The following is a 23987-nucleotide window of genomic DNA, read 5'->3' on the forward strand; positions in this document are numbered from 1 at the left end:
CGCCGTAAAAAGGGCCTCGGAGATGAGGCATGGCTAAAGCAGTCAGTCATTGCTGATACTGACAAGCGATGCGTATCGCCAGCGGTTACAGCTCGGCTGCCATGTCGACTTCTTCGCCTGACCGCAGCTGCCGCGACGAGGCGTGGGTAACTCTAGAGTCACGCTTCCGCACGCTTCCTGAGCAGCTGGTAGTCGGCATGTGCCGCCACACGGTAGTCGTGATTCGCGAACCACTGAAGGCTTGCGACTCGGGGGCTGCAGTCGTTGGCGAACTGCAGGTGCCAGCCTCGATCCTCGGTGAGCAGGACAGGCTTTGAGACCTCATCGAACTGGTCTGCGGTGATGTCAAGTAGCAAACCATTGCGTTCAAGCCAAGCGTGCGTAAAGAACGGATTGAAACGTACCCCGGATCGGTAGGACCAGTCGCCTAGCTCGGAGTCAATTAGGAACTGGCCGAGCATTTCGCAGGTGTCGCCGCATGAACCGCGCGGGAAACCGGCGAGGCTGCGTAATTGAAGGCCACCCTGTTCTAAAGCTGACCGGAATCGGGCGGCCTTTTCATATACCGCCTGCTGGTACTCAATCTCATCGAGGGCGCGCATGGAGCGATCCTAACCATGTGGCCTGCCATCCGCACCGCTTACAAGCCATGTGCAGCCCGTCGATTTGTGCGCTTGGTTCACACGATGGCTATTGGCACGGCTGGGTGACTGTGGGCACCAAGCCGGATGGCTCTCCTGATCGGCATCATTGGATGGCCAAGGCTGAGGCGGAGGTCACACGCACGGTCGCCGAGCTGGAGGACAACCGGAAGTCAGATCAGGTCATCAGGCCCGGCCGGGCGCCTACGGTCGTGGATCGGACTTGGGTCTTCCCGCTATGTTCAGTGCAGATCAGATGGGTGTGTGGTCCTCCCAGAACGGCCTCGAACCTCCATGATCTGCAAATAATGGAAGACCTTAAAGCACCGCGCTCCGACTGACGACACAATTCGATCACCAAGACACCGTCTCTAGATCGTGTCAGGCTTCTCGCCGATCAGGGGCACCATGGCAGCGTTTGAACTTGGATCTGCTGCCGCAGGGGCAGGGGTCATTGCGTCCGGGTTTCATTGGCCGATTATGCCCATCGGCGAAATTGGCCACGCCGTACTTCCATTCAATGTGAGCGCGTATATCGACTGGAACGGCGACTGGTTTTGACGTGTAAAGGTATGTGTACTCGACTCCACCGTCGACCTCTCGGACACCAATGCCAAGGGCCGATGCTGAGCCCCCTCTAGACTCGCGCCAGTGGAGCAGTCGCACCACCGTGAGAGTACCGAGTTCTGCGACCCATGCGTCGTAATCGCCCCATGTATCAGCGGAACTGCACATGTAGACGAAGAGACGGTTTTGGAAGACAGAGCTGCCACTTGCCGTCCGCGCATTTCCCTGAATCTCATCCCGCTTGCGGAGGGTCCACCTGCCTACCAGAGCTTGATGAGAGATAGGAGCATCATCAAGGAAAGCCATGATGAGGCGTACCTCTTCAGGAGTAAGCGCGGGGCGCGGACCGCGGAACTGGCCGTGCCAGACCTTAGCGATCATGTCTCGGTAAAGCTCTACGCCGAGAGGATCTTCAAGGGCTGCGAGGGAGAACCATGGTTGAGACGTAGGTGATCGCGCGCTGAGTCGATCTGCCTTACAGATCTTCGCGAAGCGGAGATGCTCCGCACCGAACACTGTGGTGAGGGGCGAGCCCATAACCCGCTCGACGTAGAGCAGTACAGCCGTCACGGAGCGAACATGCTGAAGTAGTTCTCTCCAGTCACTCAGCGAGATGCAGAAGACACCGGGCGGAGGAGTGATGGTGAACTGCGGGTTCTGGGGATGATCCACGACCACGATGGTCGGCCACTTGTCGCAGTCTGCAGATAGTTCGAGGGCGAACGTCTCCCGAATCTCCTCAGAAAATTCGAACGCCCTGACAGGGATCGCCTGAAGCGGACAGCCTAGTCTTTGATACTTCTGGATCGTTCGCTTGCTACCGCTTCCCTGCCTGGCTGCTGCGTCGATAAACTTCCGTACCGAGCTCTCGGCTTTGACCTGCGAGTCTCGCAAACCGACATTCGGTTCGCGACTCTTGACCTGGAGGACGGCTCCGCGCTCCCCGACGATGAGAAGGCCGTCCCCCACTTCGTTGGTGGACGATCTCTCGTGGACAACTGGTTGCGTGTATACAAAGTCCGCAACGCCAAGCTGAGCGGCGATCAGCTGAGTCTGACGTTCGGCTTTCGCTCCTGAGGTCTCGGAGCTCATGCGGAGCATTGTCTCCACCACCGGAGCTCGTTCCGTATGAATTTTGCGCCCTTGATCATCGTTCATGAGAGTAAGTCGTACTCTTCCTTCAAGGTCTGATGCTCGTGATGTTTGCACGACCAGAGCCACACATCGAGCTCGAACTATGGTCGTCCCGGTTGGTTCAACCTAAACCGCTGCGGGTCAGGGGTCCACAAAGGGAGCACGCTCGCGCTCAGGGTGCGGCTCAGTAATCCATGTTGTCGATCATCGCCTGCTGGTACTCGAAGAACTCCAGGAAACCCACGAAATCGCCCTCCTGCCGAGCCTGAGCGAGCAGCGCACGAAAAGACTCGTCGAAGCGGACGTCCAGCCCCGAGTCGATCCACCGCATCCCCTCGGGAAGCTTTGACTTCAGCCACGCGTCAATTTCATCGAAAAGTTCGAACACCTGCGTGATGTCGGTCTCAGATGCTGGCATAAGAGAGAACAGAGGACTGCTGCGCACATTGGTCAGGCCGATCGGTATCGCTGCGTTCACCCCCGGCGTGTGCAGGTAGATGGTTGCGCCATGGCCTTTTTCAAAGCCGCCGTGAGAGTAGGGATTACGCCATCGTTCGACAACGTCCGTGAGCCGCTGCCGGCAGCGGGCGGCATCGCGGTCTTTGCCGAGAATCCGGTCGAACTTTTCGCCCCATCGTGACCCGATCACATCGGTGAGGTTGTCCCGACCCGGATCGAAGCCATGGAACGCCAGAGCTAATACCAAGTCGTGCTCCAGCAGACTAAGGTACGCCGAGATCGCCGCGATCATGTCGTGGAAAGCGTTCATCTGCATCTGGGCCTTTCCACTTGTGAAGGAGTACCACTGGCCCGCTGTTACGCCCTCGATCGGTTCGTGCGCGATGTGCTCATCCTCGATGAATACAGGGGCAATGGCACGTTCGCGGAAGTACTCATAGGCACGCCGAAGCGACCGATGCTGGTTCGCAACGGTGGCGTTTCCTTTGCCGAGCAGTTCGGGCGCCGCATCCACAATCAACTTTTCGACCGTGCGCATGGAGGACCGGAGCTTCTTGACGATCTGAACCTGGGTCTTGCGCGCTTCCTCTTCAGGCTTTTCGGTGTGCAGGTAGAGCCGCAACCCGAATTTCTGATGCGCGAGCTCACACCACTCGCCCCGGTAGGTGAAGTTAACCCACCATTCGACTTTCTCACCAGGTCCGTAAGCCGTGAGTCCGATGAGCGTGAGCGCATACTTGAACAGGGACGGAACCGGTACGTCGTTCCGGCTCAGGTGCAGTTTGTAGGTCGTTCCTCGTTGCTTGTGTCCATCCTCGGGAATCGACTCGAAGTCACGCAACGCTGTCTGCTTCAGGCGCTCGCCTGCTTCGGCCTCTCCGGAGAGTGAGTTCATACGGATAAGCATGCACACATGCGGGCCGAATCCGCCGCCCGATGTTCGGGGTAAGCTGCGGAATGTTCCGCTGCCTGAGTCGGTGGCGCTTCGGCTGGCGGCGCACATCGCTGCTCAGCTACCTATCCTTATGACGCTGCCCTTGGAGGGGGCCAGCGAGGAAACCGGTCACAGCGCAGCTCGACCTGATCGACATGCTGGCGCGGGAGTACGCGGCAATGGATCCTGCAGACGTGCACTTCGTCGGTCTGACGTACACCCTTCACGTGCTCACCCAATCGCGATCCGAGCACATACGACCTTTTGATCCGTAGGGAAAGGCAGATACCTCGTCAGGGGCATCTCGCCCTGCTCAGGCGGTGGTTGCGGGCCGGTGGAGGGTGATCCTGTAAGGCGGCGTTGCTGTACCGGTTGCTGTACAGCGCTTCCTCCGCAGAAATCAGGTGTCCATCAAAACAGGTCAACGCCAACTTGAGCGCTTCTCTGATGGCTGCTGAGCGGGCTCGGAACGTCACGTCCTGACGGGTCTGGTGTGGTCGTGGGCGCTCGCGCCTGGGGTTGTGAGGGCTGTGACGAGGAGGTCGTAGTCCACGACGATGTCGCCCGGTCGAGCGTGTTCACGAACCCATGTGGACTTGCCTCCTGCGGGTGGGCCGGTGACCACGATGAGCGCCATGATCACCTCTTCCGTGATGCTGGGCAGTCCTTGTCACAGTCGGACTCCTGGGGGTAGCCGGTGTGTGCACGGTTCTCGTGGAAGCAGGCCCAGCAGCAGTCCATATCGTGGTCGTGCCCGTCGTCCTTCGCCACGCCCTGGCGTCCCGGAAGTACCAGCCTGGCGTGAACTGGCAGCAGATAGAAGTTCGCCATCACCAGGCCCCGGAAGCTCTTCGGAGCGGGGAGCACTGTCTTGGCACCCTTGGACTGGTTGCACTTCCGCCGACAAGTCGGGCACCCGTTCACGCCGTGGGCCGGCTTCATGTTGCGGGGGTCCGAGGGGTTGAGGCCGAGGGCTTCGAGGGTCTTGAGGGGCGGGTCGTGGTCGGCGTCGGTGGCGCCGTCGTGGCCGCAGAGCCAGCACACGCGGCTGAGCGCGAGGACTTGGGCGCGGGCCCGCCGGTAGGGGCGGCCTGTCCTGCCCTTGCTCCTGGCCATACGCGTCTCTCTCAGCAGCAGTCAGCAGAACCAGCGCAATATTCCCTCGGGGAGGCGCTTCCTGTCACGACGCCGCAAAGCCAGGTGCAATAATTGACCACGTCTTTGCTAGTCCAGGGCTCCACCCTTGGACTAGGTCACGTGACACGTAGATGGAACGGTGGGGTCCGGTTCCTACGCGTCCGATCGCAATGTCTTATTTCCATGCGGTCGAGTCGTGTACGAACCCCTCGTTCGTCCGGCTCGCCCTTCGTTAACGAAAGTGAGCCGAGAGAGCATGACCCCCCTGAAGGGCCTTCTCGTCACCGTCGCCATCCTGCTCGGGATCATTGCCGCCCAATTCGCCGGCTTCCTGGCGAAGATGAGCGGAGCTGAAACCCATGCCGCAGTCAGCAAGGGTGGCGTGGCTTTCGCCGGAACGGTGACGCTCAACTTGTTGATCATCGCGAGTCTGGGCCTGTTCCAATAACCCCCGAAGACGCCGAAACCCGACTCCCGGGCCGGGTTTGGGCACACTTCTCTAGGCCGAATTATGCGGCCTTAATTCGTTCAAGGTCAACACTGGCGCGCACAACCGTCGCGTGGGCGCGTTGCAGGACGGTCGCGTCGTAGGTCGGGGCGGGCCGGCCCCGGCGCCCGGTACGGCGGGCGCCGGTCGGTGCGAGGCCGAACAGATCGACCATCGCGCGGATCTCGGCGGCGGTCATCTCGGGGTGGAGCAGCGCCGCGGCGTCCTCGATCGTCCACTCGTCCACGCCTCCATGATGCCTCGCTCCCTAGGATGAGGACATGAACCCTGTCACGGCCGCCAAGCAAGCTGCTGCAGGTCACGGCTTGATCCTCACCGACGAGGTGGCTCGCGACATCGCCGCCGCGGCACTGTCCGCCTACGACCGGACGTTCAGCGTGAAGCAGCTGGTATCGATCGAGATATGGGAGCAGGAGGACTACCGCGAGCACCTACGGCAGAGCATGCGCCGCGCGCTGGCCGCCGAGGCGTTCAAGGACGGGGCGATCCCGGCGGGACTGCCCGCGGAGACGGTGCGCCGCCGCTTCAAGCACGACTTCCTCGCCGACGCGGACAGCGTGGAAGTGGAGCTCACCATGGGCGTGCGGATCCCGGACGTCGACCGAGCAGCGGTACGGGGCGAATCCTGAACCGACAGGGCGGCCGGTTGTTGGGCCGGCCGCCCCGGTAGACCGCGTATCAGTTCAGCGAGTCATCGCCTCCCCAGGGCAGGCCCGTGTCTTCGATGGAGAGTTCGTCGAGCAGCAGGAGCACAAGTTCGCCGTCGGTCGGACTCCACTCCCTCACGTGCCAATGGTGCCGTCCGGGAGCGTGGCGAGCTCGTCCCGGATGAGGCGTCCGCCCTGACTTGCTCGAACAGTCTGTACCGCTAATGGCTGCCCGCTGTTCCTCTACCCCAAAGTACCCCGGATGATCAGCTCAGCGGCCGACGATGTTCTCCCAGTTGTTGCACTGGTCGCCGCCGCCGCCAGTGTTGCTCTCGCAGATGCGGAACTCGTTGATAGCCGCGGACACCGTGGCCTCCTTGCAGATGCCGTTGGCGCCGTCGGAGTCGCCCCGCTGGCCCAGTGTGTTGTTCGAGCCGTACTTGTACTCGATCCGTAACCCGCGGTCGTTGGCGTTCTGATCGCAGACGAGGACCGCCCCGTGGCCGATATACACCGATCCCTTGCCCCAGCTATTCGATTGGGTGTGGCTGCTGGCGTGCGCCGGACCGACCATACCGAGCATGACCAGGCTCGACACGGCGCCGACGGCCATCGCCCGCTTCCAGATTGTGCGCATCTCGACTCCTTCGATGTGGGGGATCCACGTACGCCAGGCGCTTCTTCTTGCGCGCATCCCCGTTAACAAATTGTTTTCAACCCAGTGCGCCGCCACCATGGCCGCGCGCTCAGCAGCGGCTGGTGTGGGCGGTCGTGATGCGTTCAGTGAGGTGGTCGATCCGGCGGGCCCAGGCGTGCCAGTCCAGCACCTCGCCCCGGTCCGGATAGCGGACATCGCGTTGGATGCGCTGTTCCATCCCGTGGTCGATCTGCCAGGCGAAGTCCAGGGTCGAAGAACACGGGGACAGCCATCAGCGGTGAGACGGATCATGGCGCGAATGGTCACTGCGACCTAATGACTGCCCGCTGTTCTTCTACCCCGATCCTCAGGCGCAGTTCGCCAGAATGGTGTTCGACTGCTTGTTTATGACGACCTCACCTGCACTGTTCCACGCCGTGATCGTGGTGTACCAGCGGCGGTTGCCGTCGCACGGCTGCGCCACACTCGTGGAGTGGGCGCCGAAGTCGGCCGGAGAGTAGGTGCGGTGATCCACGCTCGTGTAGAGACTCCCGACAACCTGCTTATGCAGCATGATTCGGATCGTGGTGAAGCTGTTGTCGCATCGCGTCCAGCTGCCGTTTCCCCTGACGGTCGGGCTAGGAGGATTCCACGTGGTGTAGCCGATGTCGACGGCGTTGGTACACAGAGCACTGCTACCGCCACTCTGCCCGGCTGCCGTGGCAGCGGTGGCCGGAGAGGCCATCGCCATCACTGCGGCGGAGATGGCGAGGATTTTCAAAATGCGCATTCGCCCTGCCTCTCGTGTGTTGAGGGTTGACTTGATAGTCCCCAAAGGCAGCCTCACAGTGTTATCCGTCCGCGCCATGTCGTTGACTATCCGCGCCAAAATCGGGAGAACGAACCGACGGACATGCTTGGGAGGATCGGACCGGATCTGGCGGTAGAACTCTCTGTGGAGATGTGTAGGCGAAGGGTCACACCCGCGAGGTGTTAAGCACCGTCTGTGTCACGGCAGATGTCAGTGTCTGAGCGAGCTGGGCGAGCACCGGCCCGCGGGCCTCGTCGGGTGCCCCCTCGATGCGCGGGGGCGTCGGCCACCGGCGCACCGAACAGCGCGACACCGGTCGGCGCAAGCAGCTTCACGATCCGAGCCGGGGCGACATCGTCTCGGCGGGCGTGGTGGAGCTCGTGAGCGGGTCGGCCATCCCGGACTTCGCTCACGGTCATCTCGGGGTGAGCAGCGCCGCGGCGTCCTCGATCGTCCACATAGCCATCATGAACTCTCGCGCCCGCGCACAAGGCCTGCAGTATTAAGTAAGGCGAGACCTTATGTCTCTAATGTGAAATAAGTACCAAATCGACAATTTGTCTCCATGCGGCGGTGGCATTAATCTCGCTTGCATGAAAAAGGGAAAGGTGCCAGACCTGACCAGGCTTCAGAGGATTCTTCGGGAGTCGAAGGCCACGTCAGCTACAGGGCAGGCTGTGCTTGACGACCCCGAGGGCGTCGAGCTCAAGGAGAAGCTCCAGGACACGCTGGAGAAGGCGCTCAAGATCGGGCGACTGGATGTCGCCGAGGAGGCTGCTGGAATCCTTGAGAATCTGAACCAGAAAGAGGACGAGGTGCGTCGAAGGCAGCTCGTGTCCGACGCAGCCGAACAGCACGGGATCAAGACCATCGTGAACGTCCTGGACGAGTTCGGCAACAAACGCTAGCCAGCGAAGCGGGGCTCGTCGGTCCACCAAGAGTCATCGATGGCTGTGAGGGTGCAGTCGGGGTTCATGACGTCCTTCAGTGGCCGTGGCGCCGGGCGTCGAGGTCGATCACGTTGGGGCCATGGTGGCCGGAGATGGTGGCGGGCCTGTCTTCCTGGGCCATGCTGAGCTTCTGTGCCAGGATCCACGCCTGGTCGATCAGGGCGAGGAGCTTTTTGACGTCCTCGTACGGTACGACGCTGGGCGGTCTGCCGTCTCTCATCAGCGGGCCGTCGCCTGGTTGTGGTTCTTTCGCGGGCGTCCGCCGCCGACACCACGCCCGGGACGCTCACCTCTCTACTGAGTGATCGTGGCGGGCCGCCAGGCGGGGGTGCGCTGGAAGACCTTGTCCGCTTCCGGGAGTTCGCCACGCTGGCGGTACGCCTGCACGCTGCGGACCTTCACGCCCAGGTGCTCAGCGATGTCCGCCATGGTCCAGTAGGTGTCGTCGGTGATCTCCGCAGTGTTGCTGCGCGCCGTCTGCCTGTTGCGGATGTAGGCGGGCGTGGGTCCGTAGAACAGGGTTAGACCGATGATCGACGCGGGGTCCTTCTCTCGGTACAGGCCGAACACCGTGTCGTCTTTCGCTGTGCCCTCCCTGACGTTGCATAGAGCGCACAGGATCCCTCGTACCAGGCCCGTCACGTGGTCGTGATCGGTGACCAGGTCGTTGGGCGCACCACAGATGGCGCATCGCCCGGCCCGCGGTCACGTCCAGCGAAGTGGTGTATGAGTTGACCTTCGTGTGATCCTGTTTCTGCAGGTTAAGCGGTAAGTGTCTGCGGGATCGGGTTTTGCTGCGGTGTGTCGCTGACGATGACGCGCATCCGAATCTTGGCCAGGACGTCCAGGCCCATATAGCGGCGGGCCTCGGTCCACTCATCGCTCTGCTCGGCCAAAACCGCACCGACCAGACGGACGATTGAGGGCCGGTCGGGAAAGATGCCCACCACGTCGGTGCGGCGGCGAATCTCCTTGTTCAACCGCTCCTGAGGGTTGTTCGACCAGATCTGCCTCCAGACCTCTCGCGGGAAGGCGGCGAAGGCAAGGAGTTCGTCGCGGGCGGCGTCCAGGTGCTCACACGCGGCCGGATACCTGGCCTCCAGCGCGTCGATCACCCAGGTGTGCTGGGTGCGCACCGCTTCGCTGGTGGGCTGGTCGAAGATGGTGCGCACCAAGGTCGCCACCCACGGCTGCGCACTCTTGGGCACCCGGGTCAGCAGATTACGCAGGTAATGCGTGCGACAACGCTGCCAGGACGCGCCCGCCAGCGTCGCGCCGACCGCCGCCACCAGCCCGGCGTGGGCATCGGAGATGACCAGTTGAACGCCTGACAGGCCACGAGCGACCAGACTGCGCAGGAACGTCAGCCAGCCCGCGCCGTCCTCGGCCGAGGTCACCTCCACCCCCAAGATCTCCCGGGTGCCGTTGGCGTTGACCGCGGTGGCCACCAGCACGTGCACGTTGATGATCCGCCCGCCCTCGCGGATCTTCTGCGTCAACGCGTCCAGCCACACGAACGCATACGGGCTGGCATCCGGCGCCCGGGTCCGGAAGGCCTCCAGCCTGAGCATCCAGGACCTTGGACATCTCGCTGACCTGGCTTTTGGAGATGTGCTTGATGCCCAGCTGCTCGACCAGCTTGTCCACCCGCCGGGTGGAGACCCCCAGCAAGTAGGAGGTGGCCACCACGCTGATCAGCGCTTGTTCTGCCCGTCGCCTGCGCTCCAGCAGCCAATCGGGGAAGTAAGAACCCGAGCGCAGCTTCGGGATCGCGAGCTCGACGGTGCCGGCACGGGTGTCCCACTCGCGGGAGCGGTATCCATTGCGCCGGTTGGTGCGCTCCTCGCTGCGCATGCCGTACTCGGCGCCGCACACCCCGTCGGCCTCGGCCGACATCAACGTCTCGGCCATGGTCTTCACCATGGATCGCAACAGATCCGGATCGCCCTGCCTGATCTGCTCCGCCAGCCAGCTCGCGGGGTCCACACTGTCGGGTACGGCCATCGCTCTGTGCTCCTTCGTTCTTGGTTCAGCAACCTGAAGGATCACGCGATGGCCGTCCTCATTTCACGGCGCCACGCCCACTACCAGGGGAAACTCGTACACCACCTCCGTGGACGCAACCCTCGACCAATCGGCGGCCATGAGATGTCATGTCTGTATGAAGATCTTGGCCGCCAAACTGGAGAGAGCGGCGGATTGCAGCAGGCTTGCTGCCGCTTCGGCTGATGCGGCGACCATTCGTTGAGTTGGCCACTCAGGCATTTCCTGATTCGCCATGACGGCGTTGATCACTATCCTGGCGTCTGGGCTGCCATTAACCTGAATCTGTCGATCGCTGCCGCCATGGTTACGCACCACCCCCAGCGCATCTATGATCCACTGGCGTGCCCGCGACCGAGATGCGGGCTCATTGCGGGGATCGTCGCTGACGAGGTCTGCCGACTACTGGTGTCGCGCGAGATATACAGGTCATGCGCATCATAAAAGTTGAAATCGATATTCTTATTTTCGCGCCAGGCTTCCATTAGCCTATAGGACCTAATGTCTTCACTGGCGAAGGCTACATACGTTTTGTTGCGGTAACTCACAGGGGGACCTCGCTACTCTATGTTTCATATATCAGCATCAGCAATAGATCGGTAACTATATGATTCTGACCCTCCGTACCGCAAAGGGATATTTATTCCTATTAATACCAACTTGAGAAGCTCGGGGGTTTCGCCGGATTTGACCGCTTTTAGCGGCTAGGTCTCGAAGAAATATATCCAAAAGGAAGCGTTCCAGTGACACAGACGGCATCGGCAAGGCGGGGCGTGGACGAGTTGCTAGGCACGGGAGTCAGCGTGGGCCCTTGGTGGAGCAGTCCTCAACTCTCATGCTCAGTGGCAAGCTGATCCGGAGCGCAGGGCCGCCAGGCCCGAGCACCGGAAGCGGTGCGGCAGCCGGTTCTCGCTTTTCAGTCGGAACAAGTCAGGCCAGGCAGGGCTCTTCCCCGTAGCGCTCTGTCGGAGGCTCGGGTCGTCATGGGGGGTTGACAACTGCCCTTGGATGCACTGGATTGCCCCTTTAATTGGCGACCAGCAAGGAGCGGCTTGCGCAAGTCTTCCCTGCGGACTGGGTTCGCCGTCTGCAGGAGGGCTTCGGCGGCGTCTGAGCAGAGCAGCCGGCGGCTCGGAGGGTACGAGCTGCGGTAGGAGACTGTCTGGGTGAGGCTGCGTTGCTGTACAACGCTGCTGTACGGGCACGAAAAAGGCCCTCCGGGATGATCCCGGAGGGCCTTTGACCTGCTGTGCGGCCGGAGGTACTCGAAACCCCAACCTTCTGATCCGTAGGGAGAGCCTCACCCCGCACCCTTCAGTCCTATGACCTGCCCGAACGCCGAATCCGTGAGTTAACAATATCCTCTATGGGAAAGTATTGGGAATGATCGTGGTCGCAGAACTCATCTCTGGCGCCAGACAAAACTCGTAGTTTTTTAACGCGAATAAATATGCAGTGGGGTCAAGCCTGCGAGCGGACCGAGATCCACCACACCAGTACCGTCGAGGGTGAGGGAGATCAGTGAGGTCATGTCCGCGAGCGGACCAAGATCCACCACACCAGTACCGGTGAGGTCGAGGTGCCTCAAGGTCAAGCCTGCGAGCGGACCGAGATCCACCACACCAGTACGGGTGAGGTCGAGGGAGATCAGTGAGGTCATGTCTGCGAGCGGACCAAGATCCACCACACCAGTACCGGTGAGGTTGAGGTGCCTCAAGGTCAAGCCTGCGAGCGGACCGAGATCCACCACACCAGTACCCTCGAGGTCGAGGCGCATCAGTGAGGTTAAACCTGCGAGCGGACCGAGATCCACCACACCAGTACCCTCGAGGTCGAGGTGCGTTAGTGAGGTCAAGCCTGCGAGCGGACCGAGATCCACCACACCAGTACGGGCAAGGTCGAGGTGCGTCAGTGAGGTCAAGCCTGCGAGCGGACCGAGATCCACCACACCAGTACCGGTGAGGTCGAGGTGCGTCAGTGAGGTCAAGCCTGCGAGCGGACCAAGATCCACCACACCAGTACCGGTGAGGTCGAGGCGCGTCAGTGAGGTTAAACCTGCGAGCGGACCGAGATCCACCACACCAGTACGGGTGAGGGTGAGGGAGATCAGTGAGGTCAAGCCTGCGAGCGGACCGAGATCCACCACACCAGTACGGGCAAGGTCGAGGTGCGTCAGTGAGGTCAAGCCTGCGAGCGGACCGAGATCCACCGCACCAGTACCCTCGAGGTCGAGGTGAGTCAGTGAAACTAAGTTCGCAAGCGGACCGAGATCCAGCACACCACTGCCGTAAAGGACAAGGTCAGTTAGTGAAACTAAGTTCGCAAGCGGACCGAGATCCATCACACCAGCGCAGGATGTGAAGCTAAGTTTGACCAAAGAGGTCAATTCTGCAAGCGAAGCGATATTCATTAATATGGCTTCATGAAGGCTTAGGTGAGTTAGTGAGGTCAGACTTGCAAGCGGACCGAGATCCACCGTTTTAATACCAAAAATATCGAGTTCAAGCAGTGAGGTTAAATTAGCAAGCGGACTGAGATCGACAAAGTTTTCCAAAATGCGTATTTCGAGAAAATTAATGGTTGCCAAATGACGAAGCGACGGCAAGAGAGTAGAATCCGACAAATTAAAATATGGCCCGACGCACCTAGCAGGAGCTAGGATCTCGCGCGCATATTTTTCACAATCGAAACGGGGCCAAGACTTGAGAAGTTCCCCTACAACGATTGAGCGTGAATCGTTGCGGTAGCGAAGGATGATTTGGAAAGCAGCTTCAGTACCAATGGTAGCAGCAGCTCGGATGGTGGCAGCAACTTCTCTTGCGTTGGCGGGTGTGGCTTCGGCTAAAAGGTCGGTAACGAACTCCCCAGCGGAAGCGAGGGTCTTCGCCATGGTTAGGTTCTTAGGTGGCAGGAGCTCACGGACGCGGGAGCGGATGGCGCCACGGGTCTCGGTGGATAGTTCAGAGGAGGTAGCAAGAGAGGCGACGGCTAAAAGATTGAGCTGATCGCGATAGAGTGGCTCGGCGTCGGCGCGGGAAAGAAGTTTAGTAAGAAGCTCTTCGCGCGTTAGGGGATAAGCATGGCCAATGGCCATGATGAAGACCTCGCGCCATTCATCCAAATGTGCGCTATTAACAAGAAGACCTATATCGTTCTTAGTCAACAAATCCAGAGCGGCAAGATACTCTTGAAAGGTCTTGTGAACGAAGTCGACGTGCCCAACAACCGGTTCACGGATGATGCCGCTGCGTTCCAAGAGGTGGCGATAAGTGGTCTCCGCTGTTGCGGTTATCTGTGGCATCGCAGACAGCTTGGCGTCGATGTAGCTGACGATCTTTTCTCGTGTCTCGTCGGCTTGGCCATTGCGGATCAGCCAGTAGGCAATGTCCTGAAGGAGAATTGTCTTGTCCGTACGGGACAGAATCGGCTTGGCGCTTATTTCACGTTCGCTATCACGACGCTCCAGGAGCATTTCTAGCGCCACTTGATAGATTTCCATGCGGCTCTGTGGAAGTTGGCCTTTGCGGTCGTGATGAAGAGCACAGATGAGGGCACATAGCAATGGGGCCTCAGCAAGCATCCACAGATGACGCTCTGCGCCGATTCTCTGGACCAATCTTGCTCCAAGGGCGGCTAAGTGCTCCTTTTCCACCTCATCAGAAACCATGCTGCGCATCGCCTCATGCCACTGGTGGACGAAAGCCTTGATGTCGCCAGGAGTCATCGGCTGGATTTCCAGCGGTGTGAAACCATCTACAGTCAACCAATTTGACGAGACAGCCGCGGAACGAGAGGTGACAATGTATCGAGATTTAGGGAACTCGGACAACAACTCGCGCAGCCAATCTCTGGCCTTGCCGCGCTGCCCGGCGGGCATCTCGTCGACACCGTCGATTAAGACAATTGCCTTTCCTTCTCGCAACTGCTGATGCACCCAGTCTTGCGGCATCTCATCCGAAATATGACGACCGATATTCGACAAGAACTCTCGCGGAGTCGGAAACTCTTTACCTACGTAACGGCGCAGTGGCACGAAAAACGGAATAGTGTCATTCCACCCATCTAGAGGGGTTTTGAAATCGCGCAGAGCACTGCGTACGGCAATCCATTTGAGTAGGGTCGTTTTACCATTTCCCGCGTTGCCGCGCAGGAGAATACGGGAAGAATTCGCCAGCGCGCTCTCAGCCCGCACTGTGGCATCGGACGGTAAATTACCATCGGCAAGGCTGTCAGTTGCATCTTCCGAGACGCTGAGGCTAATGTAGGCAACGCTCAATGGGTAGCGGCTACTGCTTTCCGAGAGGGTCGCACCGAACAATTCCATCCGGTCTAGAGAGTTGGAGACATGCCGCCGGTAGGACACCTCGAAGTCAGCGCGTCGGCGTCCTTCGGGGCGAGCTGGCAGCCGCTCCAGAACGTCCTTCAGGATCTGAATGATCTCAGTATCCCTGCGAAGAAGTTGGACTACCGCCTCAGACGTGAACGGCGGCATGGTCATTGTCACCTGAATGAGCAATTCGCAACACTCGCGCAGCAACAGGTCGAACAGTGCTCGACCATCCTCGGACAGGAAACTCCGCTGAGCTACATTAGAGGCCTGACCACGTAGATAACGGTCAAGGTAAGCAGCATTTAGATCCTGTGTGAATAGATCCTCGTCAGTGAGAGCCGTCTTGGCGAACATGTCCTCAATCGCGAGTACTGCGGCTATCTGCTCGTTTTCAGGAAGGTTCCGATACTCGATCTCCAAAACGGGAGTAATCTTTGCAGTGATTGCATCGATCATTTGTTCGAATATTCGCTTTGCTTTGCGCCGCTCAAGGAGAGTGGCGGCCCGGCCACTCAGCAGATCGACTGGACTGGCGGTCGGGTCGGCGGCAAGCTTGCGGTCCTCCATCCAGATCTTGAGCGCGCCCTTCACAACTGCCGTCCCAAGAGAGACCGCGGCGCCTTCCCATCCGGCCAATTGAACCTCCTTGTTTGGAGGCAAGCATGCAAGCCCAGGAGGCGACTGGCAAGCGAAACGGAGGTAATGCCCTAATCATCCCAGATCGGGAAGATGTGAGGGTAGGGACAATTTCGACAGCGTGACTTTTCACAGATGAGAAAGTCACGATGACCGTCATAGCTGTCACTCTGTCGTACGCGGATGACGCACTTCGAGCTGTTGCCCATTCGCTGCACGCGAGCTGGCACAGGCGAGCTTGGTGCGGGAAACTCGTCTGCATGACTCAGTTGGCGATGACATCAGCACGATGGAGTGAACTCACTGCACTGCTGAACGACGCGCAACGGCTTCAGGCCGAGTATCCCAAGGTGGCCGAGTACCTGGATATGGCAACAGGGCTGTCAGGGACCGGTGACGTTGAAGCCGATGGGGCGTTTGACCTGCGGTTCGTGCACTACATGACCGGCGGAAGCGCCGTGAGTCCGAACCCCTATTGGGACATCGTGGAGCCGTTCGTGTTCGAGCACGAGGGCCGCCGCGTGGTGAACGGTGGTCGAGCGGAAGGAAGCGCGCGCCTCGCCTTTGCACAGATGATCTTGCAGGCGACCTACGCCTATGCGGTACCTTCCCCGCAGACCCTCGAATGGATGTCCAGCTTCTGCGCCGATCTCCCAATCGTGGAGCTGGGGGCAGGTCGAGGATATTGGGCTGCGCAGCTGGCTCGCTCAGGGCTGGCTGTCGAGGCGTACGACCTGGAGCCGCCCAACAGGACCAAGAACGCCTCATTCCTTGGAGTTGCCGGCCAAACGGACGTGTGGCACCCGGTCAGCGATCTGGGTGAGTTTGAGGCATGTGCCCGAACAGCGGACTACGTGCTGTTCCTCTGCTGGCCGCCCGGATGGGGGAACGCGATGTCGTCCGAGGCGTTGGCCTCGTTCGAGAAAGCAGGGGGCGAACGACTCGTCTACATCGGAGAGCCGAGGGGCGGTAAGACCGGTAACGATGCCTTCTTTGATGCCCTCTCGGCCCGTTGGAGCCTGGAATCAGTAGATCCGCACTTCGTTTCGTGGTGGACGGAGGAGGACGCCGCGCAGGGCTGGGTTCGAAGCTGAGAGCGCAGCAAAAAGGGGGTGCCGATCTGTTCGGCACCCCCTTTTTGCTGCGCCCCTTACTGCTTGAGAGCCATGCGGAACACGAACGCGTCGTAGCGGTCCCGCGGGTAAGACACATCGGAAATCATGATGATCCGGCCATCGGCGGAGAGAAACCGCTGGTGGACTGTCTTGACGAGATCGCCGGGGGGTGTGCGCAGCCACTCGGCATGAGTCGCTGTTGGTAGCTGGTCAGAGACGGTCTCTTCCAGGAAGTCCGCGCCCGATACATCGGCAACATCCACCGGATGGTAGGTGTCCGAGACCGAGATCGGCCGGCCGTCCTCGGTGGCCCGAGTGATGACATGGGCGATCAGCTCGCCCACCGAGAGGCCGAGAGCCTCCGCAAGTTCGCTGGTGGCTGGGATCTGCTCAGTCTCCCGTTCCACCTGAATGTCTCGATCGGATTCGTTCTGGAAGGTGCGCTCAGCGGTTTCCAGCTGGCGCTCGGGAGAAACACGAACGAGGTTGGGTCGGTCGGCGACGAAGATGCCCCGCCGTCGTACGGATCGAACGAGCCCCTGACTCAGGAGCAGTTCGAGGGCCTTCCGAACCACGATGTCCGACACGCCTTCTCTCTGGGCGATCTCGGTGTGGCTCGGTAGTTGCATGCCGGGAGGAAGTTCCCCCGCGCGAATACGTCGGGCGTACTCGCCTGCGATGCGGACGTAGGCCGGCTCTGGCACTTGGTGATCATCCCTTCGACTGCTCTTCGGTGATGCCTACAACGTATACGCATCATCGTATACCAAGGCCTTGTGCGTATACGTAACTACGTATACGCTCCTGCTTGTGACTCCCCCACACAGGGCGGGTCGCCGGAAGCCTTGGAAGGCGGTCCATCAAGCCAGGAACCGTCTCTGCGATGACCAACCGACGAGCAAGGAGAACAACGATGCTCCCCGCCCCCAAGACCAGCCGTTTCATCCCGTTCCTGCTCATGGCCCTAACGCTGTTCTTCATCGTCCGTGAGCCCACCCACGCCGCTCAGTTTGCAACGAGCGCCTTCACCGGCCTGATGACGGTCACCGACTCGCTGGTGACCTTCGCCAGCGCCCTCGGCTGATCCGCCCCAACGAGAGGGAGCAGCCCCCATCCGCCAGGACACGGGCCGCTCCCGAACTCCCCGAAAAGGAGCACCGCCATCATGACCCGCCCCTCCACCCCGACCAAGTCCGATCTGCACCTCGAAGAAGGTCCCCCGATGAGCGCCCTCACCGTTCGCCTTCTCGCCACGCACCCGGCGCTGTCACTGCTGACCGCCGTCACCGATGGCATGTCGCGCCAGCTGGCCGAGGGCGCACTGTGTGGGCTGGACCCCGAGCTGCACACCGGCCCGGACGCCTTCACCGCCGAGCCCGCCGACGAGCAGGCCGCGCGGGAGCAGGTGGCCCGCGAGGTCTGCGCCGAGTGCCCAGTCCGCCAGCTGTGCGAAGACCGCGCGGTGCGCCTGCGCCCCCGGCGCGGGGTGTGGGCCGGTTTCACCGCCCGCGAGATCAACGGCCTGGCTGACCTGCCGGCCACCTTCGATCTGATCGAGCACCGGGACGCTGTCGCTTTGATCTCGTGCGGGGGTGGTCGGTGATGGCCCGCTTCTTCTGCCTGGACTGCCGCTCCCGCTCGGCCAGCGCCATCGGCTGCCGCCGCTGCGGCACCACCACCGGCCGTCAAGTCCAGCGCTGCCCCGTCCACGGCGCCCGCTGCCGAGCCGCCTGCCGACTGTGCCGCACCCTCACCCGCTCCCAGTCCACCTGATCAAGGAGAAAGGAGATCGGCATGAGCACGACCACCACCCTGGCCACCCTCGCCGCCGTCTTCGTCGCCCTGTTCGCCGCCCACTCCGTGGGCGATCACTGGGTGCAGACCCACCACCAGGCGTGCGCCAAAGGAGCGCCCACCGCCGCCGGACGACTGGCCTGCCTACGCCACGTCGCCACCCTCACCGCCACCAAGACCGCCGCCCTGGCCGCGCTCGCCCTGGTCACTGGCCTGACCCTGCACCCGATCGCGCTGCTGACCGGCCTGGCCGTCGATGCCCTCTCGCACTACTGGGCCGACCGGCGCATCACCCTCGCCCGGCTGGCCGAGGTCACCGGACACGGCGACTTCTACCGCATGGGCGCACCCCGCCCCGGCACCACCGACGCCCCGCACCTGGGCACCGGCGCCTACGCCCTCGACCAGTCCTGGCACATCGGCTTCCTATTCATCGCCGCCCTCATCATCGCCGCCTGAAAGGCAGGTGAGACCCATGCCCGTCCACAACCACCACGACCCGGTCACGATCACCAAGAACGGCCAGATCATCATCGACGGCCGACAGGTCGGCATCACCGCCCTTCCCCTCGACAGCACCACCCCCGAGGTCAACGACACCGACGAGGAGGACTGAAACATGATGACCACCCCCACCCCCGAGCCGTCCCCCGACGACGTCGCGCGTGGCCTGGCCGAGTTCGAACGCCACCTGGCCGAGCAGGTCCCCGCCCTCCCCGCAACGCTGCCGGCGCTGCCGATAGAGACCAGCGGCCAGACCAAGCGCGTGCAGCGGCTGCGCGCCGAGGTGGCCGAGGCGCACCTGCTGGCCGATCTCCAGGACGACACCGCGCCGCTGCTGCTGGACACGCCCAAGGTGCGCAAGCGCCGCAAGCAGGCCCGGGAGGCGGCCCGGCTGCACGAGCTGGGCCAGGACCCGGCGATGCGCGCCTGGCAGGCCGCCCGGATGCGGCGGCTGCTGGTGGCCGTCGCCATGGTCTCGCTGACCCTGGCGCTGGCCTGGTCCACGGCCGGCGTCCAGGCGTTCGCCGCCGAAGACGCCCCTGCCTGGTCACCCGCGTGGATGTTCGCCTGGCTGGTCGAACCGTTCATGAGCATGGCGCTGCTGTTCGTGGTCGGCGCCCGCGCCTACCTCGCCACCCGTGGCCAGCCGATCATCTCGCGCACTCTGGTCCGGATCGAGGGGTTGTTCCTGGCGCTGACGTTCGGCATGAACGTCTGGCCCTACCTGCCCTGGTCCCTGCCGGACGGGGAGACGTTCAAGGTCTCCGGAGTGGTGCTACACATCCTCGGCCCGACCATCGCGGTGGCCATCGTCCTCGCCCTGCCGATCGTTTTAGGCGCGTTCGCCGCGCTGGACCACGGCCGAGGAGACGGGGGGCTTACCGGCCTTACGTACAGCGCAAACGCCCATGATCCGGTAAGGGCATCCAGCCCGGACGTGGCCCGCCTGATCGACCGGGCGCAGACGCTCATCGCCACCGGAGACCTTCCGGAGGCCCCCAGCGCCTACCGCCTTCAGCGCGCGCTGCGGTGCGGCATGGATGACGCTCGCGCCGTCCGCGACGCCCTCAACCACCCCACCACCAACTAGGCCAAGGAGCCACCCGCCATGTTCACCTTCGCCCTCATCCTCAGCCTCACGTGCCTGGCCATCCCGGTGTCCATCTTCGCCCGCATGGCCATCACCAGCCGACGTGTCCGCGCCGAGATCCACTCCAGCATGTCGATGCACCGCCGGACCTGCTGCGGCCACAACGCCACCCGCCACGCCGACCGATGAACCCGACCAACGAGCCGAACCGCACACCATCCCCGACCATCACGCAGGACGCGGCCCCAACTCCGCCAAGAACCGTGACCGCGCCCTGCCACCCCGCCCGATCCAACACGCACGAGGTGACCTCATCATGACCGACATCCCGACCAACACCAACGGCCACCACCCGAAACGGGCTCTCGACCTGACCACCGCCATCCCCGAGCAGGGCGGACCGGTCGACAACGGCCCGCGCACCGAGGGGGCCGAGGTGGTGTCCCTCGACACCGCTCGCGAGCGCCGCCACCCCTACCCGCCCACCGCCCCGGAGCAGGACGTCCCGGTGTTGCAGGGCGAGGTCATCCGGGTGGATCTGCCCGGTGGAGTCGATCGTGACTGGCGGGCCGAGCTGGAGGAGAAGAACCGCACCCGCCGCCCGGTCGTCCCGCTGTGGCTGCGCTCGCGCACCGAGGCCCTCGACACCCTGACCTGGGCGGGCCAGTACGGCGCCTACGTGGCCGGCTACCAGCTGACCCGCACCCCGCTGTATGCCGGACGGCTGGCCGCCCGCTCCCCGCGCGGCCTGGCCCGCCTCATCTACGGCATGGTCCGCTGGACCTTCGACCTGGAAGGCGAGCCCGTGCGGCTGACCGCCGTGCAGAAAGCCGACCCCGAGGCATACCTGAAACTGTCCCGGCAGCGCGATTCTCGGGTGCGGCTGCGGGTGTGGGTGACCGGGACCGCGCTGGTCACCCTGCTGATCGCGAGCATTCTGGTGGCCGCCGCGCCCACCGCCGCGCAGTGGTCGGCGCTGGCCGTGGCGCTGGCGGTGCTGGGCGTCATCGGACGGCCCGCCGACCGGCCGCTCATCGACCGTGCGGTGCTGCCGACCCGGGTGGAGAAGCTCACCAGCGACATCGTGGTGCGCGCGCTGACCGTGCTCGGGGTATCCGGACTGAACGCCAAGGCCGACGTCACCTTCGTCGCGCCGATCACCCGCGAGGGCCCCGGCTGGCGCGCCGACGTGGACCTGCCCTACGGCGTGACCGTCACCGATGTGATGGACAAACGCAAGGAGCTGTCCGGAGCGCTGCGCCGCCCGCTGGGCTGCATCTGGCCCGAAGGCGACTCCTCCGTCCACGAGGGACGACTGATTCTGTGGGTGGGTGACAAGGACCTGTCCAAGACCATCGTCGCCTCACCCCTACTCAAGGCCGCCTCGCATGATGTGTTCAAGGGCATCCCGTTCGGCAACGACCCGCGGGGCCGGCTGATCACGGTGCCGATCATCGAGCACAACATCCTGATCGGCTCGCTGCCCGGCCAGGGCAAGACCGCCTCGGTGCGGGAGCTGGCCGCCGGCATCGTGCTCGACCCCACCCCCGAGCCGTGGTTCCACGAGCTCAAGGGCTCAGGAGACCTGGACCCGTATGAGAAGGTCTGCCACCGCTACGTCTCCGGCATCGATGACGAATCCATCGCCTACGCCGCCACCTCGCTGGTCCTGCTGCGCAAAGAGGTCATGCGCCGCGCTGGGGTGCTCAAGACGCTGCCGCCGGACCTGTGCCCGGACCGCAAAGTCACCCGGGCCATCGCCGACAAGCGCTCCCTGGGGCTGCATCCGCTGGTGTGCATCATCGACGAGTGCCAGAACCTGTTCGCCCACCCCAAGTACGGCAAGCAGGCCGGCGAAGACGCCGAGTTCGTCATCAAACTGGGCCGCGCCCTGGGCGTGGTGCTGATCTTGGCGACCCAGCGCCCCGACAAGGACAGCCTGCCCACCGGCATCTCGGCGAACGTGTCCATCCGGTTCTGCCTGCGGGTGGCCGGCCAGATCGAAAACGACATGATCCTGGGCACCTCGGCCTACAAAAACGGCATCCGCTCCACCCTGTTCGTCCCCGGCCCTCCGAAGGAGGGCGGCGACGCCGGCACCGGCTACCTGGTCGGCGCCACCCCGATGCCCAAAGTCGTCAAGGCCGCCTACCTCGACACCCCCAACACCCAACTCATCGCCGATCGGGCGTACGCGCTACGCAAGGCCGCCGGAACCCTGTTCGGCCACGCCGCCGGCGAGCAGCCCGAGGCCACCGCTCCCGCCTACGACCTGCTCGCCGACATCGCCGCCGTGCTGGCCGCCGATGAGGCCAAGGTGTGGAACGAGATCGTGGTGGACCGCCTCGCCGAGCTGCGCCCCGATGTGTACGGGCCGTGGGCCGAGCAGGAAGGGCCGGCCAAGACCGCGCAACTGACCAACGCCCTCAAGCCCTACGGCATCAAGTCGGGTCAGGTGTGGGGCACCCCGCCCGGGGGCGGTAAGGGCGCCAACCGGATCGGCATCGTCCGCGACGACATTCTGAACGCCATCACTGAGCGTGACGGAAAGAAGGGGTCCGGCGCCCACTCCTGAGCCCGGATTCGCCTCTAGGTCTAGAGGCTGCCCCCTCTAGACCTAGAGGCCCCGCTAGACCCCCACCCGCTGACCTACCAGCGACCTAGCACCTAGAGCGCCACCTGCGAAAACCCCGAAAACGGCCCCGGAGGCCACCATGGCAACCGCCATCGTCCTGCTAGGACTCTGCCTACTCGCCGTCACTCTCTGCTACGCCGTTCGGTGCCTGATCTCCCCATGGGGAACCTGCACCCGTTGCCGTCCCGGCGGCAAGAACCGCACCTGCCGCGCCTGCAACGGCACCGGAATGCGCCCCCGCCTCGGCTGGCAACTGTTCGTCCACTTCCGCCGCCTGCACCGCAACGGCACCCGCTAACCCACCCCGGAAACGGAGACCACCCGCCATGACCACCCCAACCGCCCCGACCACCCTGGGCACCGGCCCCCGTTCCCACAACATCACCACGACCATGAGCGGGCGAGAGCTACGCCTGTTCTTCGGCGCCGTTCTGCCGCACGCCGGCACCGACGACACCCTCCCGCCGATCACCATGCTCACCCTCGACGTCGCCGACGGTGTGCTGCACGCGCTGGCCACCGACCGCTACACCCTCGGCATCGCCCGCCACCCGCTCCCGCCGGGAACCTCCGGCGCGTTCACCCTGAGCGTGCCCGCCGCCGCGGTGCGGGCCATCATCAGCCACATCAAGCTGCGCGCGAGCGTGCAGCTCACCCTCAGCGCCGAGGCGCTGACGATCGACCAGGACGACCCGCAGGTCCGCTACCACCTGCCCGCCACCGAGGCGCGCCCGGTCCTGCCCGACTGGCGCACCTGGCTCGCCGAGCGGCTGACCGCCACACCCGAACCGGTACTGACCGCTGCCCGAGGCATCGCGCTGAACCCCACCTACCTGGCCCGGTTCCGCTCCGCCCCCCGCGACGGCCTGGGCATCGAGATGCGCCCCGCCGGACGCTGCATGGTCATCACCTGCGGCACCCACTTCCTGGGCCTGGTCATGCCCATGGACCTGAGCAAGGTCTACGCCGAGGCCCCCGACCCGCTGACCGGCTGGCTGCCCACCCCGCCCAGCAGCAGGCAGAACGCCGCATGACCACCACAACCACCCCGGCCAACCACCGAACCGGAGACCTCGCCATGACCACCCCGCCCGCCCTCACCCGCCGCACCGCCGCCGTCCTGCTGGCCCTGGCCGCGGCTTTCACCCTCACCGCCTGCCAGCCCGCCGAGTCCGCGTGCGCCGCCACCCTCACCGCGGTGTTCACCCCGCCCGAGCCGATCGAGGACGGCACCTACCGCGACGGCACCCACGACGACAGCGAGGTTCCTCCGGAGCCGATCGAGGACGGCAGCTACCACGACGGCAGCGAGCAGCAGACCGACCGCGACCGCGACAAGCCCGGCGACGACGCGAAGGGCTGCTGACCATCCATGACACGGCCCCGGCGCATAGCCGGCAAGCACACCGCCGGGG

29 protein-coding genes and 2 pseudogenes are annotated in these 23987 nt (G+C 63.1%); 15 read left to right on the forward strand and 16 right to left on the reverse strand.

Annotated features, from left to right (window positions below):
* Positions 1-158: 158 nt before the first annotated feature.
* The 5 genes from ACW9TB_RS01920 to ACW9TB_RS01940 all read right to left on the reverse strand — a co-directional run bounded on the left by ACW9TB_RS01920 (position 159) and on the right by ACW9TB_RS01940 (position 4851).
* A complete protein-coding gene (locus tag ACW9TB_RS01920) occupies positions 159-602 on the reverse strand; it encodes a hypothetical protein (protein WP_472746147.1) in 444 nt (147 codons plus the stop codon).
* A gap of 420 nt (positions 603-1022) precedes the next feature.
* A complete protein-coding gene (locus ACW9TB_RS01925; protein ID WP_472746148.1) occupies positions 1023-2300 on the reverse strand; it encodes a YecA family protein in 1278 nt (425 codons plus the stop codon).
* A 226-nt stretch (positions 2301-2526) separates the two neighbouring features.
* Positions 2527-3696: a hypothetical protein gene (locus tag ACW9TB_RS01930; RefSeq protein WP_472746149.1), complete on the reverse strand. Its 1170-nt coding sequence runs from the start codon at positions 3694-3696 to the stop codon at positions 2527-2529.
* 511 nt (positions 3697-4207) lie between these two features.
* The gene (locus ACW9TB_RS01935; RefSeq protein ID WP_472746150.1) at positions 4208-4372 is read right to left on the reverse strand and encodes an AAA family ATPase; all 165 of its coding nucleotides are present in this window, start codon (positions 4370-4372) and stop codon (positions 4208-4210) included.
* 2 nt (positions 4373-4374) lie between these two features.
* Positions 4375-4851 (reverse strand): hypothetical protein, encoded by a 477-nt coding sequence (locus ACW9TB_RS01940; RefSeq protein ID WP_472746151.1) that lies wholly within the window; start codon positions 4849-4851, stop codon positions 4375-4377.
* Positions 4852-5128: 277 nt separating this feature from the next.
* On the opposite strand from ACW9TB_RS01940, the gene ACW9TB_RS01945 reads away from it, so the two are divergent.
* Positions 5129-5320 carry a hypothetical protein gene (locus ACW9TB_RS01945; protein WP_472746152.1) on the forward strand — a complete coding sequence of 64 codons (192 nt, stop codon included), beginning with the start codon at positions 5129-5131 and terminating at the stop codon, positions 5318-5320.
* A gap of 61 nt (positions 5321-5381) precedes the next feature.
* On the opposite strand, the gene ACW9TB_RS01950 is transcribed toward ACW9TB_RS01945, so the two are convergent.
* Positions 5382-5606 carry a hypothetical protein gene (locus ACW9TB_RS01950; RefSeq protein ID WP_472746153.1) on the reverse strand — a complete coding sequence of 75 codons (225 nt, stop codon included), beginning with the start codon at positions 5604-5606 and terminating at the stop codon, positions 5382-5384.
* 34 nt (positions 5607-5640) lie between these two features.
* Between ACW9TB_RS01950 and ACW9TB_RS01955 the strand changes: the two genes are divergently transcribed.
* On the forward strand, positions 5641-6009 hold the full coding sequence (locus ACW9TB_RS01955; RefSeq protein WP_472746154.1) for a hypothetical protein: 369 nt from the start codon (positions 5641-5643) through the stop codon (positions 6007-6009).
* Between the two features lie 289 nt (positions 6010-6298).
* Here ACW9TB_RS01955 and ACW9TB_RS01960 read toward each other — a convergent pair whose 3' ends face one another.
* From ACW9TB_RS01960 to ACW9TB_RS01970, 3 genes are all read right to left on the reverse strand, one after another.
* Positions 6299-6664 carry a hypothetical protein gene (locus ACW9TB_RS01960; protein ID WP_472746155.1) on the reverse strand — a complete coding sequence of 122 codons (366 nt, stop codon included), beginning with the start codon at positions 6662-6664 and terminating at the stop codon, positions 6299-6301.
* A 109-nt stretch (positions 6665-6773) separates the two neighbouring features.
* On the reverse strand, positions 6774-6902 hold the full coding sequence (locus ACW9TB_RS01965) for a hypothetical protein (protein WP_472746156.1): 129 nt from the start codon (positions 6900-6902) through the stop codon (positions 6774-6776).
* Between the two features lie 129 nt (positions 6903-7031).
* Complete coding sequence (locus ACW9TB_RS01970; protein ID WP_472746157.1) at positions 7032-7454, reverse strand: hypothetical protein; 423 nt, start codon at positions 7452-7454, stop codon at positions 7032-7034.
* Between the two features lie 290 nt (positions 7455-7744).
* Between ACW9TB_RS01970 and ACW9TB_RS01975 the strand changes: the two genes are divergently transcribed.
* Positions 7745-7981 (forward strand): hypothetical protein, encoded by a 237-nt coding sequence (locus ACW9TB_RS01975; RefSeq protein WP_472746158.1) that lies wholly within the window; start codon positions 7745-7747, stop codon positions 7979-7981.
* Positions 7982-8068: 87 nt separating this feature from the next.
* On the forward strand, positions 8069-8383 hold the full coding sequence (locus ACW9TB_RS01980; RefSeq protein WP_472746159.1) for a hypothetical protein: 315 nt from the start codon (positions 8069-8071) through the stop codon (positions 8381-8383).
* A 76-nt stretch (positions 8384-8459) separates the two neighbouring features.
* Here the strand turns inward: ACW9TB_RS01980 and ACW9TB_RS01985 are convergent, their stop codons facing one another.
* The 6 genes and pseudogenes from ACW9TB_RS01985 to ACW9TB_RS02010 all read right to left on the reverse strand — a co-directional run bounded on the left by ACW9TB_RS01985 (position 8460) and on the right by ACW9TB_RS02010 (position 15434).
* The gene (locus ACW9TB_RS01985) at positions 8460-8645 is read right to left on the reverse strand and encodes a hypothetical protein (RefSeq protein ID WP_472746160.1); all 186 of its coding nucleotides are present in this window, start codon (positions 8643-8645) and stop codon (positions 8460-8462) included.
* A 74-nt stretch (positions 8646-8719) separates the two neighbouring features.
* Positions 8720-8854: a terminase gpP N-terminus-related DNA-binding protein gene (locus ACW9TB_RS01990; protein ID WP_472746524.1), complete on the reverse strand. Its 135-nt coding sequence runs from the start codon at positions 8852-8854 to the stop codon at positions 8720-8722.
* A 153-nt stretch (positions 8855-9007) separates the two neighbouring features.
* A pseudogene (locus ACW9TB_RS01995) lies at positions 9008-9112 on the reverse strand (endonuclease domain-containing protein); the annotation flags it as partial.
* Positions 9113-9186: 74 nt separating this feature from the next.
* A pseudogene (locus ACW9TB_RS02000) lies at positions 9187-10357 on the reverse strand (IS256 family transposase).
* A gap of 219 nt (positions 10358-10576) precedes the next feature.
* Positions 10577-10783 carry a hypothetical protein gene (locus tag ACW9TB_RS02005; protein WP_472746161.1) on the reverse strand — a complete coding sequence of 69 codons (207 nt, stop codon included), beginning with the start codon at positions 10781-10783 and terminating at the stop codon, positions 10577-10579.
* A gap of 1120 nt (positions 10784-11903) precedes the next feature.
* Positions 11904-15434, reverse strand: a complete 3531-nt coding sequence (locus tag ACW9TB_RS02010; RefSeq protein WP_472746162.1) for an NACHT N-terminal Helical domain 1-containing protein — start codon at positions 15432-15434, stop codon at positions 11904-11906.
* 260 nt (positions 15435-15694) lie between these two features.
* Here ACW9TB_RS02010 and ACW9TB_RS02015 point away from each other — a divergent pair, with 260 nt between their 5' ends.
* Positions 15695-16528 carry a hypothetical protein gene (locus tag ACW9TB_RS02015; RefSeq protein WP_472746163.1) on the forward strand — a complete coding sequence of 278 codons (834 nt, stop codon included), beginning with the start codon at positions 15695-15697 and terminating at the stop codon, positions 16526-16528.
* Between the two features lie 56 nt (positions 16529-16584).
* Here the strand turns inward: ACW9TB_RS02015 and ACW9TB_RS02020 are convergent, their stop codons facing one another.
* Entirely contained in the window at positions 16585-17253 is a 669-nt protein-coding gene (locus ACW9TB_RS02020; RefSeq protein ID WP_472746164.1) for a GntR family transcriptional regulator, read from the reverse strand.
* Positions 17254-17462: 209 nt separating this feature from the next.
* Here ACW9TB_RS02020 and ACW9TB_RS02025 point away from each other — a divergent pair, with 209 nt between their 5' ends.
* From ACW9TB_RS02025 to ACW9TB_RS02070, 10 genes are all read left to right on the forward strand, one after another.
* Positions 17463-17633 carry a hypothetical protein gene (locus ACW9TB_RS02025; RefSeq protein WP_472746165.1) on the forward strand — a complete coding sequence of 57 codons (171 nt, stop codon included), beginning with the start codon at positions 17463-17465 and terminating at the stop codon, positions 17631-17633.
* An 81-nt stretch (positions 17634-17714) separates the two neighbouring features.
* A complete protein-coding gene (locus ACW9TB_RS02030) occupies positions 17715-18152 on the forward strand; it encodes a WhiB family transcriptional regulator (protein ID WP_472746166.1) in 438 nt (145 codons plus the stop codon).
* Positions 18152-18322 carry a hypothetical protein gene (locus ACW9TB_RS02035; RefSeq protein WP_362794805.1) on the forward strand — a complete coding sequence of 57 codons (171 nt, stop codon included), beginning with the start codon at positions 18152-18154 and terminating at the stop codon, positions 18320-18322. Before ACW9TB_RS02030 ends, ACW9TB_RS02035 begins: the two co-directional genes overlap by 1 nt.
* Before the next feature lie 21 nt (positions 18323-18343).
* A complete protein-coding gene (locus ACW9TB_RS02040; RefSeq protein ID WP_472746167.1) occupies positions 18344-18802 on the forward strand; it encodes a DUF3307 domain-containing protein in 459 nt (152 codons plus the stop codon).
* 16 nt (positions 18803-18818) lie between these two features.
* A complete protein-coding gene (locus ACW9TB_RS02045; protein ID WP_472746168.1) occupies positions 18819-18959 on the forward strand; it encodes a hypothetical protein in 141 nt (46 codons plus the stop codon).
* A gap of 3 nt (positions 18960-18962) precedes the next feature.
* Positions 18963-19937: a hypothetical protein gene (locus ACW9TB_RS02050; RefSeq protein ID WP_472746169.1), complete on the forward strand. Its 975-nt coding sequence runs from the start codon at positions 18963-18965 to the stop codon at positions 19935-19937.
* 18 nt (positions 19938-19955) lie between these two features.
* Positions 19956-20126: a hypothetical protein gene (locus ACW9TB_RS02055; RefSeq protein ID WP_472746170.1), complete on the forward strand. Its 171-nt coding sequence runs from the start codon at positions 19956-19958 to the stop codon at positions 20124-20126.
* Between the two features lie 127 nt (positions 20127-20253).
* Positions 20254-22512, forward strand: coding sequence for a cell division protein FtsK (locus ACW9TB_RS02060; protein ID WP_472746171.1), 2259 nt, complete (start codon positions 20254-20256; stop codon positions 22510-22512).
* 386 nt (positions 22513-22898) lie between these two features.
* Positions 22899-23606 carry a hypothetical protein gene (locus ACW9TB_RS02065; protein ID WP_472746172.1) on the forward strand — a complete coding sequence of 236 codons (708 nt, stop codon included), beginning with the start codon at positions 22899-22901 and terminating at the stop codon, positions 23604-23606.
* A complete protein-coding gene (locus ACW9TB_RS02070; RefSeq protein WP_472746173.1) occupies positions 23603-23938 on the forward strand; it encodes a hypothetical protein in 336 nt (111 codons plus the stop codon). Before ACW9TB_RS02065 ends, ACW9TB_RS02070 begins: the two co-directional genes overlap by 4 nt.
* The last annotated feature ends 49 nt before the right edge of the window (positions 23939-23987 follow it).

The organism is Streptosporangium sp. H13245 (assembly GCF_055690525.1).

What these genes read in the sequence shown, in the direction of transcription:
- ACW9TB_RS02035 (WP_362794805.1), top strand. Translation starts at nt 18,152, where the DNA reads ATGGCCCGCTTCTTCTGCCTGGACTGCCGCTCCCGCTCGGCCAGCGCC.
- ACW9TB_RS01985 (WP_472746160.1), bottom strand. Translation starts at nt 8,645, where the DNA reads ATGAGAGACGGCAGACCGCCCAGCGTCGTACCGTACGAGGACGTCAAA.
- ACW9TB_RS02045 (WP_472746168.1), top strand. Translation starts at nt 18,819, where the DNA reads ATGCCCGTCCACAACCACCACGACCCGGTCACGATCACCAAGAACGGC.
- ACW9TB_RS02015 (WP_472746163.1), top strand. Translation starts at nt 15,695, where the DNA reads ATGACTCAGTTGGCGATGACATCAGCACGATGGAGTGAACTCACTGCA.
- ACW9TB_RS02040 (WP_472746167.1), top strand. Translation starts at nt 18,344, where the DNA reads ATGAGCACGACCACCACCCTGGCCACCCTCGCCGCCGTCTTCGTCGCC.
- ACW9TB_RS01975 (WP_472746158.1), top strand. Translation starts at nt 7,745, where the DNA reads ATGCGCGGGGGCGTCGGCCACCGGCGCACCGAACAGCGCGACACCGGT.
- ACW9TB_RS02065 (WP_472746172.1), top strand. Translation starts at nt 22,899, where the DNA reads ATGACCACCCCAACCGCCCCGACCACCCTGGGCACCGGCCCCCGTTCC.
- ACW9TB_RS02050 (WP_472746169.1), top strand. Translation starts at nt 18,963, where the DNA reads ATGATGACCACCCCCACCCCCGAGCCGTCCCCCGACGACGTCGCGCGT.
- ACW9TB_RS01935 (WP_472746150.1), bottom strand. Translation starts at nt 4,372, where the DNA reads ATGGCGCTCATCGTGGTCACCGGCCCACCCGCAGGAGGCAAGTCCACA.
- ACW9TB_RS02070 (WP_472746173.1), top strand. Translation starts at nt 23,603, where the DNA reads ATGACCACCACAACCACCCCGGCCAACCACCGAACCGGAGACCTCGCC.
- ACW9TB_RS01980 (WP_472746159.1), top strand. Translation starts at nt 8,069, where the DNA reads ATGAAAAAGGGAAAGGTGCCAGACCTGACCAGGCTTCAGAGGATTCTT.
- ACW9TB_RS02030 (WP_472746166.1), top strand. Translation starts at nt 17,715, where the DNA reads ATGACCCGCCCCTCCACCCCGACCAAGTCCGATCTGCACCTCGAAGAA.
- ACW9TB_RS01925 (WP_472746148.1), bottom strand. Translation starts at nt 2,300, where the DNA reads ATGAGCTCCGAGACCTCAGGAGCGAAAGCCGAACGTCAGACTCAGCTG.
- ACW9TB_RS02060 (WP_472746171.1), top strand. Translation starts at nt 20,254, where the DNA reads ATGACCGACATCCCGACCAACACCAACGGCCACCACCCGAAACGGGCT.
- ACW9TB_RS01940 (WP_472746151.1), bottom strand. Translation starts at nt 4,851, where the DNA reads ATGGCCAGGAGCAAGGGCAGGACAGGCCGCCCCTACCGGCGGGCCCGC.
- ACW9TB_RS01960 (WP_472746155.1), bottom strand. Translation starts at nt 6,664, where the DNA reads ATGCGCACAATCTGGAAGCGGGCGATGGCCGTCGGCGCCGTGTCGAGC.
- ACW9TB_RS01945 (WP_472746152.1), top strand. Translation starts at nt 5,129, where the DNA reads ATGACCCCCCTGAAGGGCCTTCTCGTCACCGTCGCCATCCTGCTCGGG.
- ACW9TB_RS01920 (WP_472746147.1), bottom strand. Translation starts at nt 602, where the DNA reads ATGCGCGCCCTCGATGAGATTGAGTACCAGCAGGCGGTATATGAAAAG.
- ACW9TB_RS01955 (WP_472746154.1), top strand. Translation starts at nt 5,641, where the DNA reads ATGAACCCTGTCACGGCCGCCAAGCAAGCTGCTGCAGGTCACGGCTTG.
- ACW9TB_RS01970 (WP_472746157.1), bottom strand. Translation starts at nt 7,454, where the DNA reads ATGCGCATTTTGAAAATCCTCGCCATCTCCGCCGCAGTGATGGCGATG.
- ACW9TB_RS01990 (WP_472746524.1), bottom strand. Translation starts at nt 8,854, where the DNA reads ATGGCGGACATCGCTGAGCACCTGGGCGTGAAGGTCCGCAGCGTGCAG.
- ACW9TB_RS01930 (WP_472746149.1), bottom strand. Translation starts at nt 3,696, where the DNA reads ATGAACTCACTCTCCGGAGAGGCCGAAGCAGGCGAGCGCCTGAAGCAG.
- ACW9TB_RS02055 (WP_472746170.1), top strand. Translation starts at nt 19,956, where the DNA reads ATGTTCACCTTCGCCCTCATCCTCAGCCTCACGTGCCTGGCCATCCCG.
- ACW9TB_RS02025 (WP_472746165.1), top strand. Translation starts at nt 17,463, where the DNA reads ATGCTCCCCGCCCCCAAGACCAGCCGTTTCATCCCGTTCCTGCTCATG.
- ACW9TB_RS01965 (WP_472746156.1), bottom strand. Translation starts at nt 6,902, where the DNA reads ATGGAACAGCGCATCCAACGCGATGTCCGCTATCCGGACCGGGGCGAG.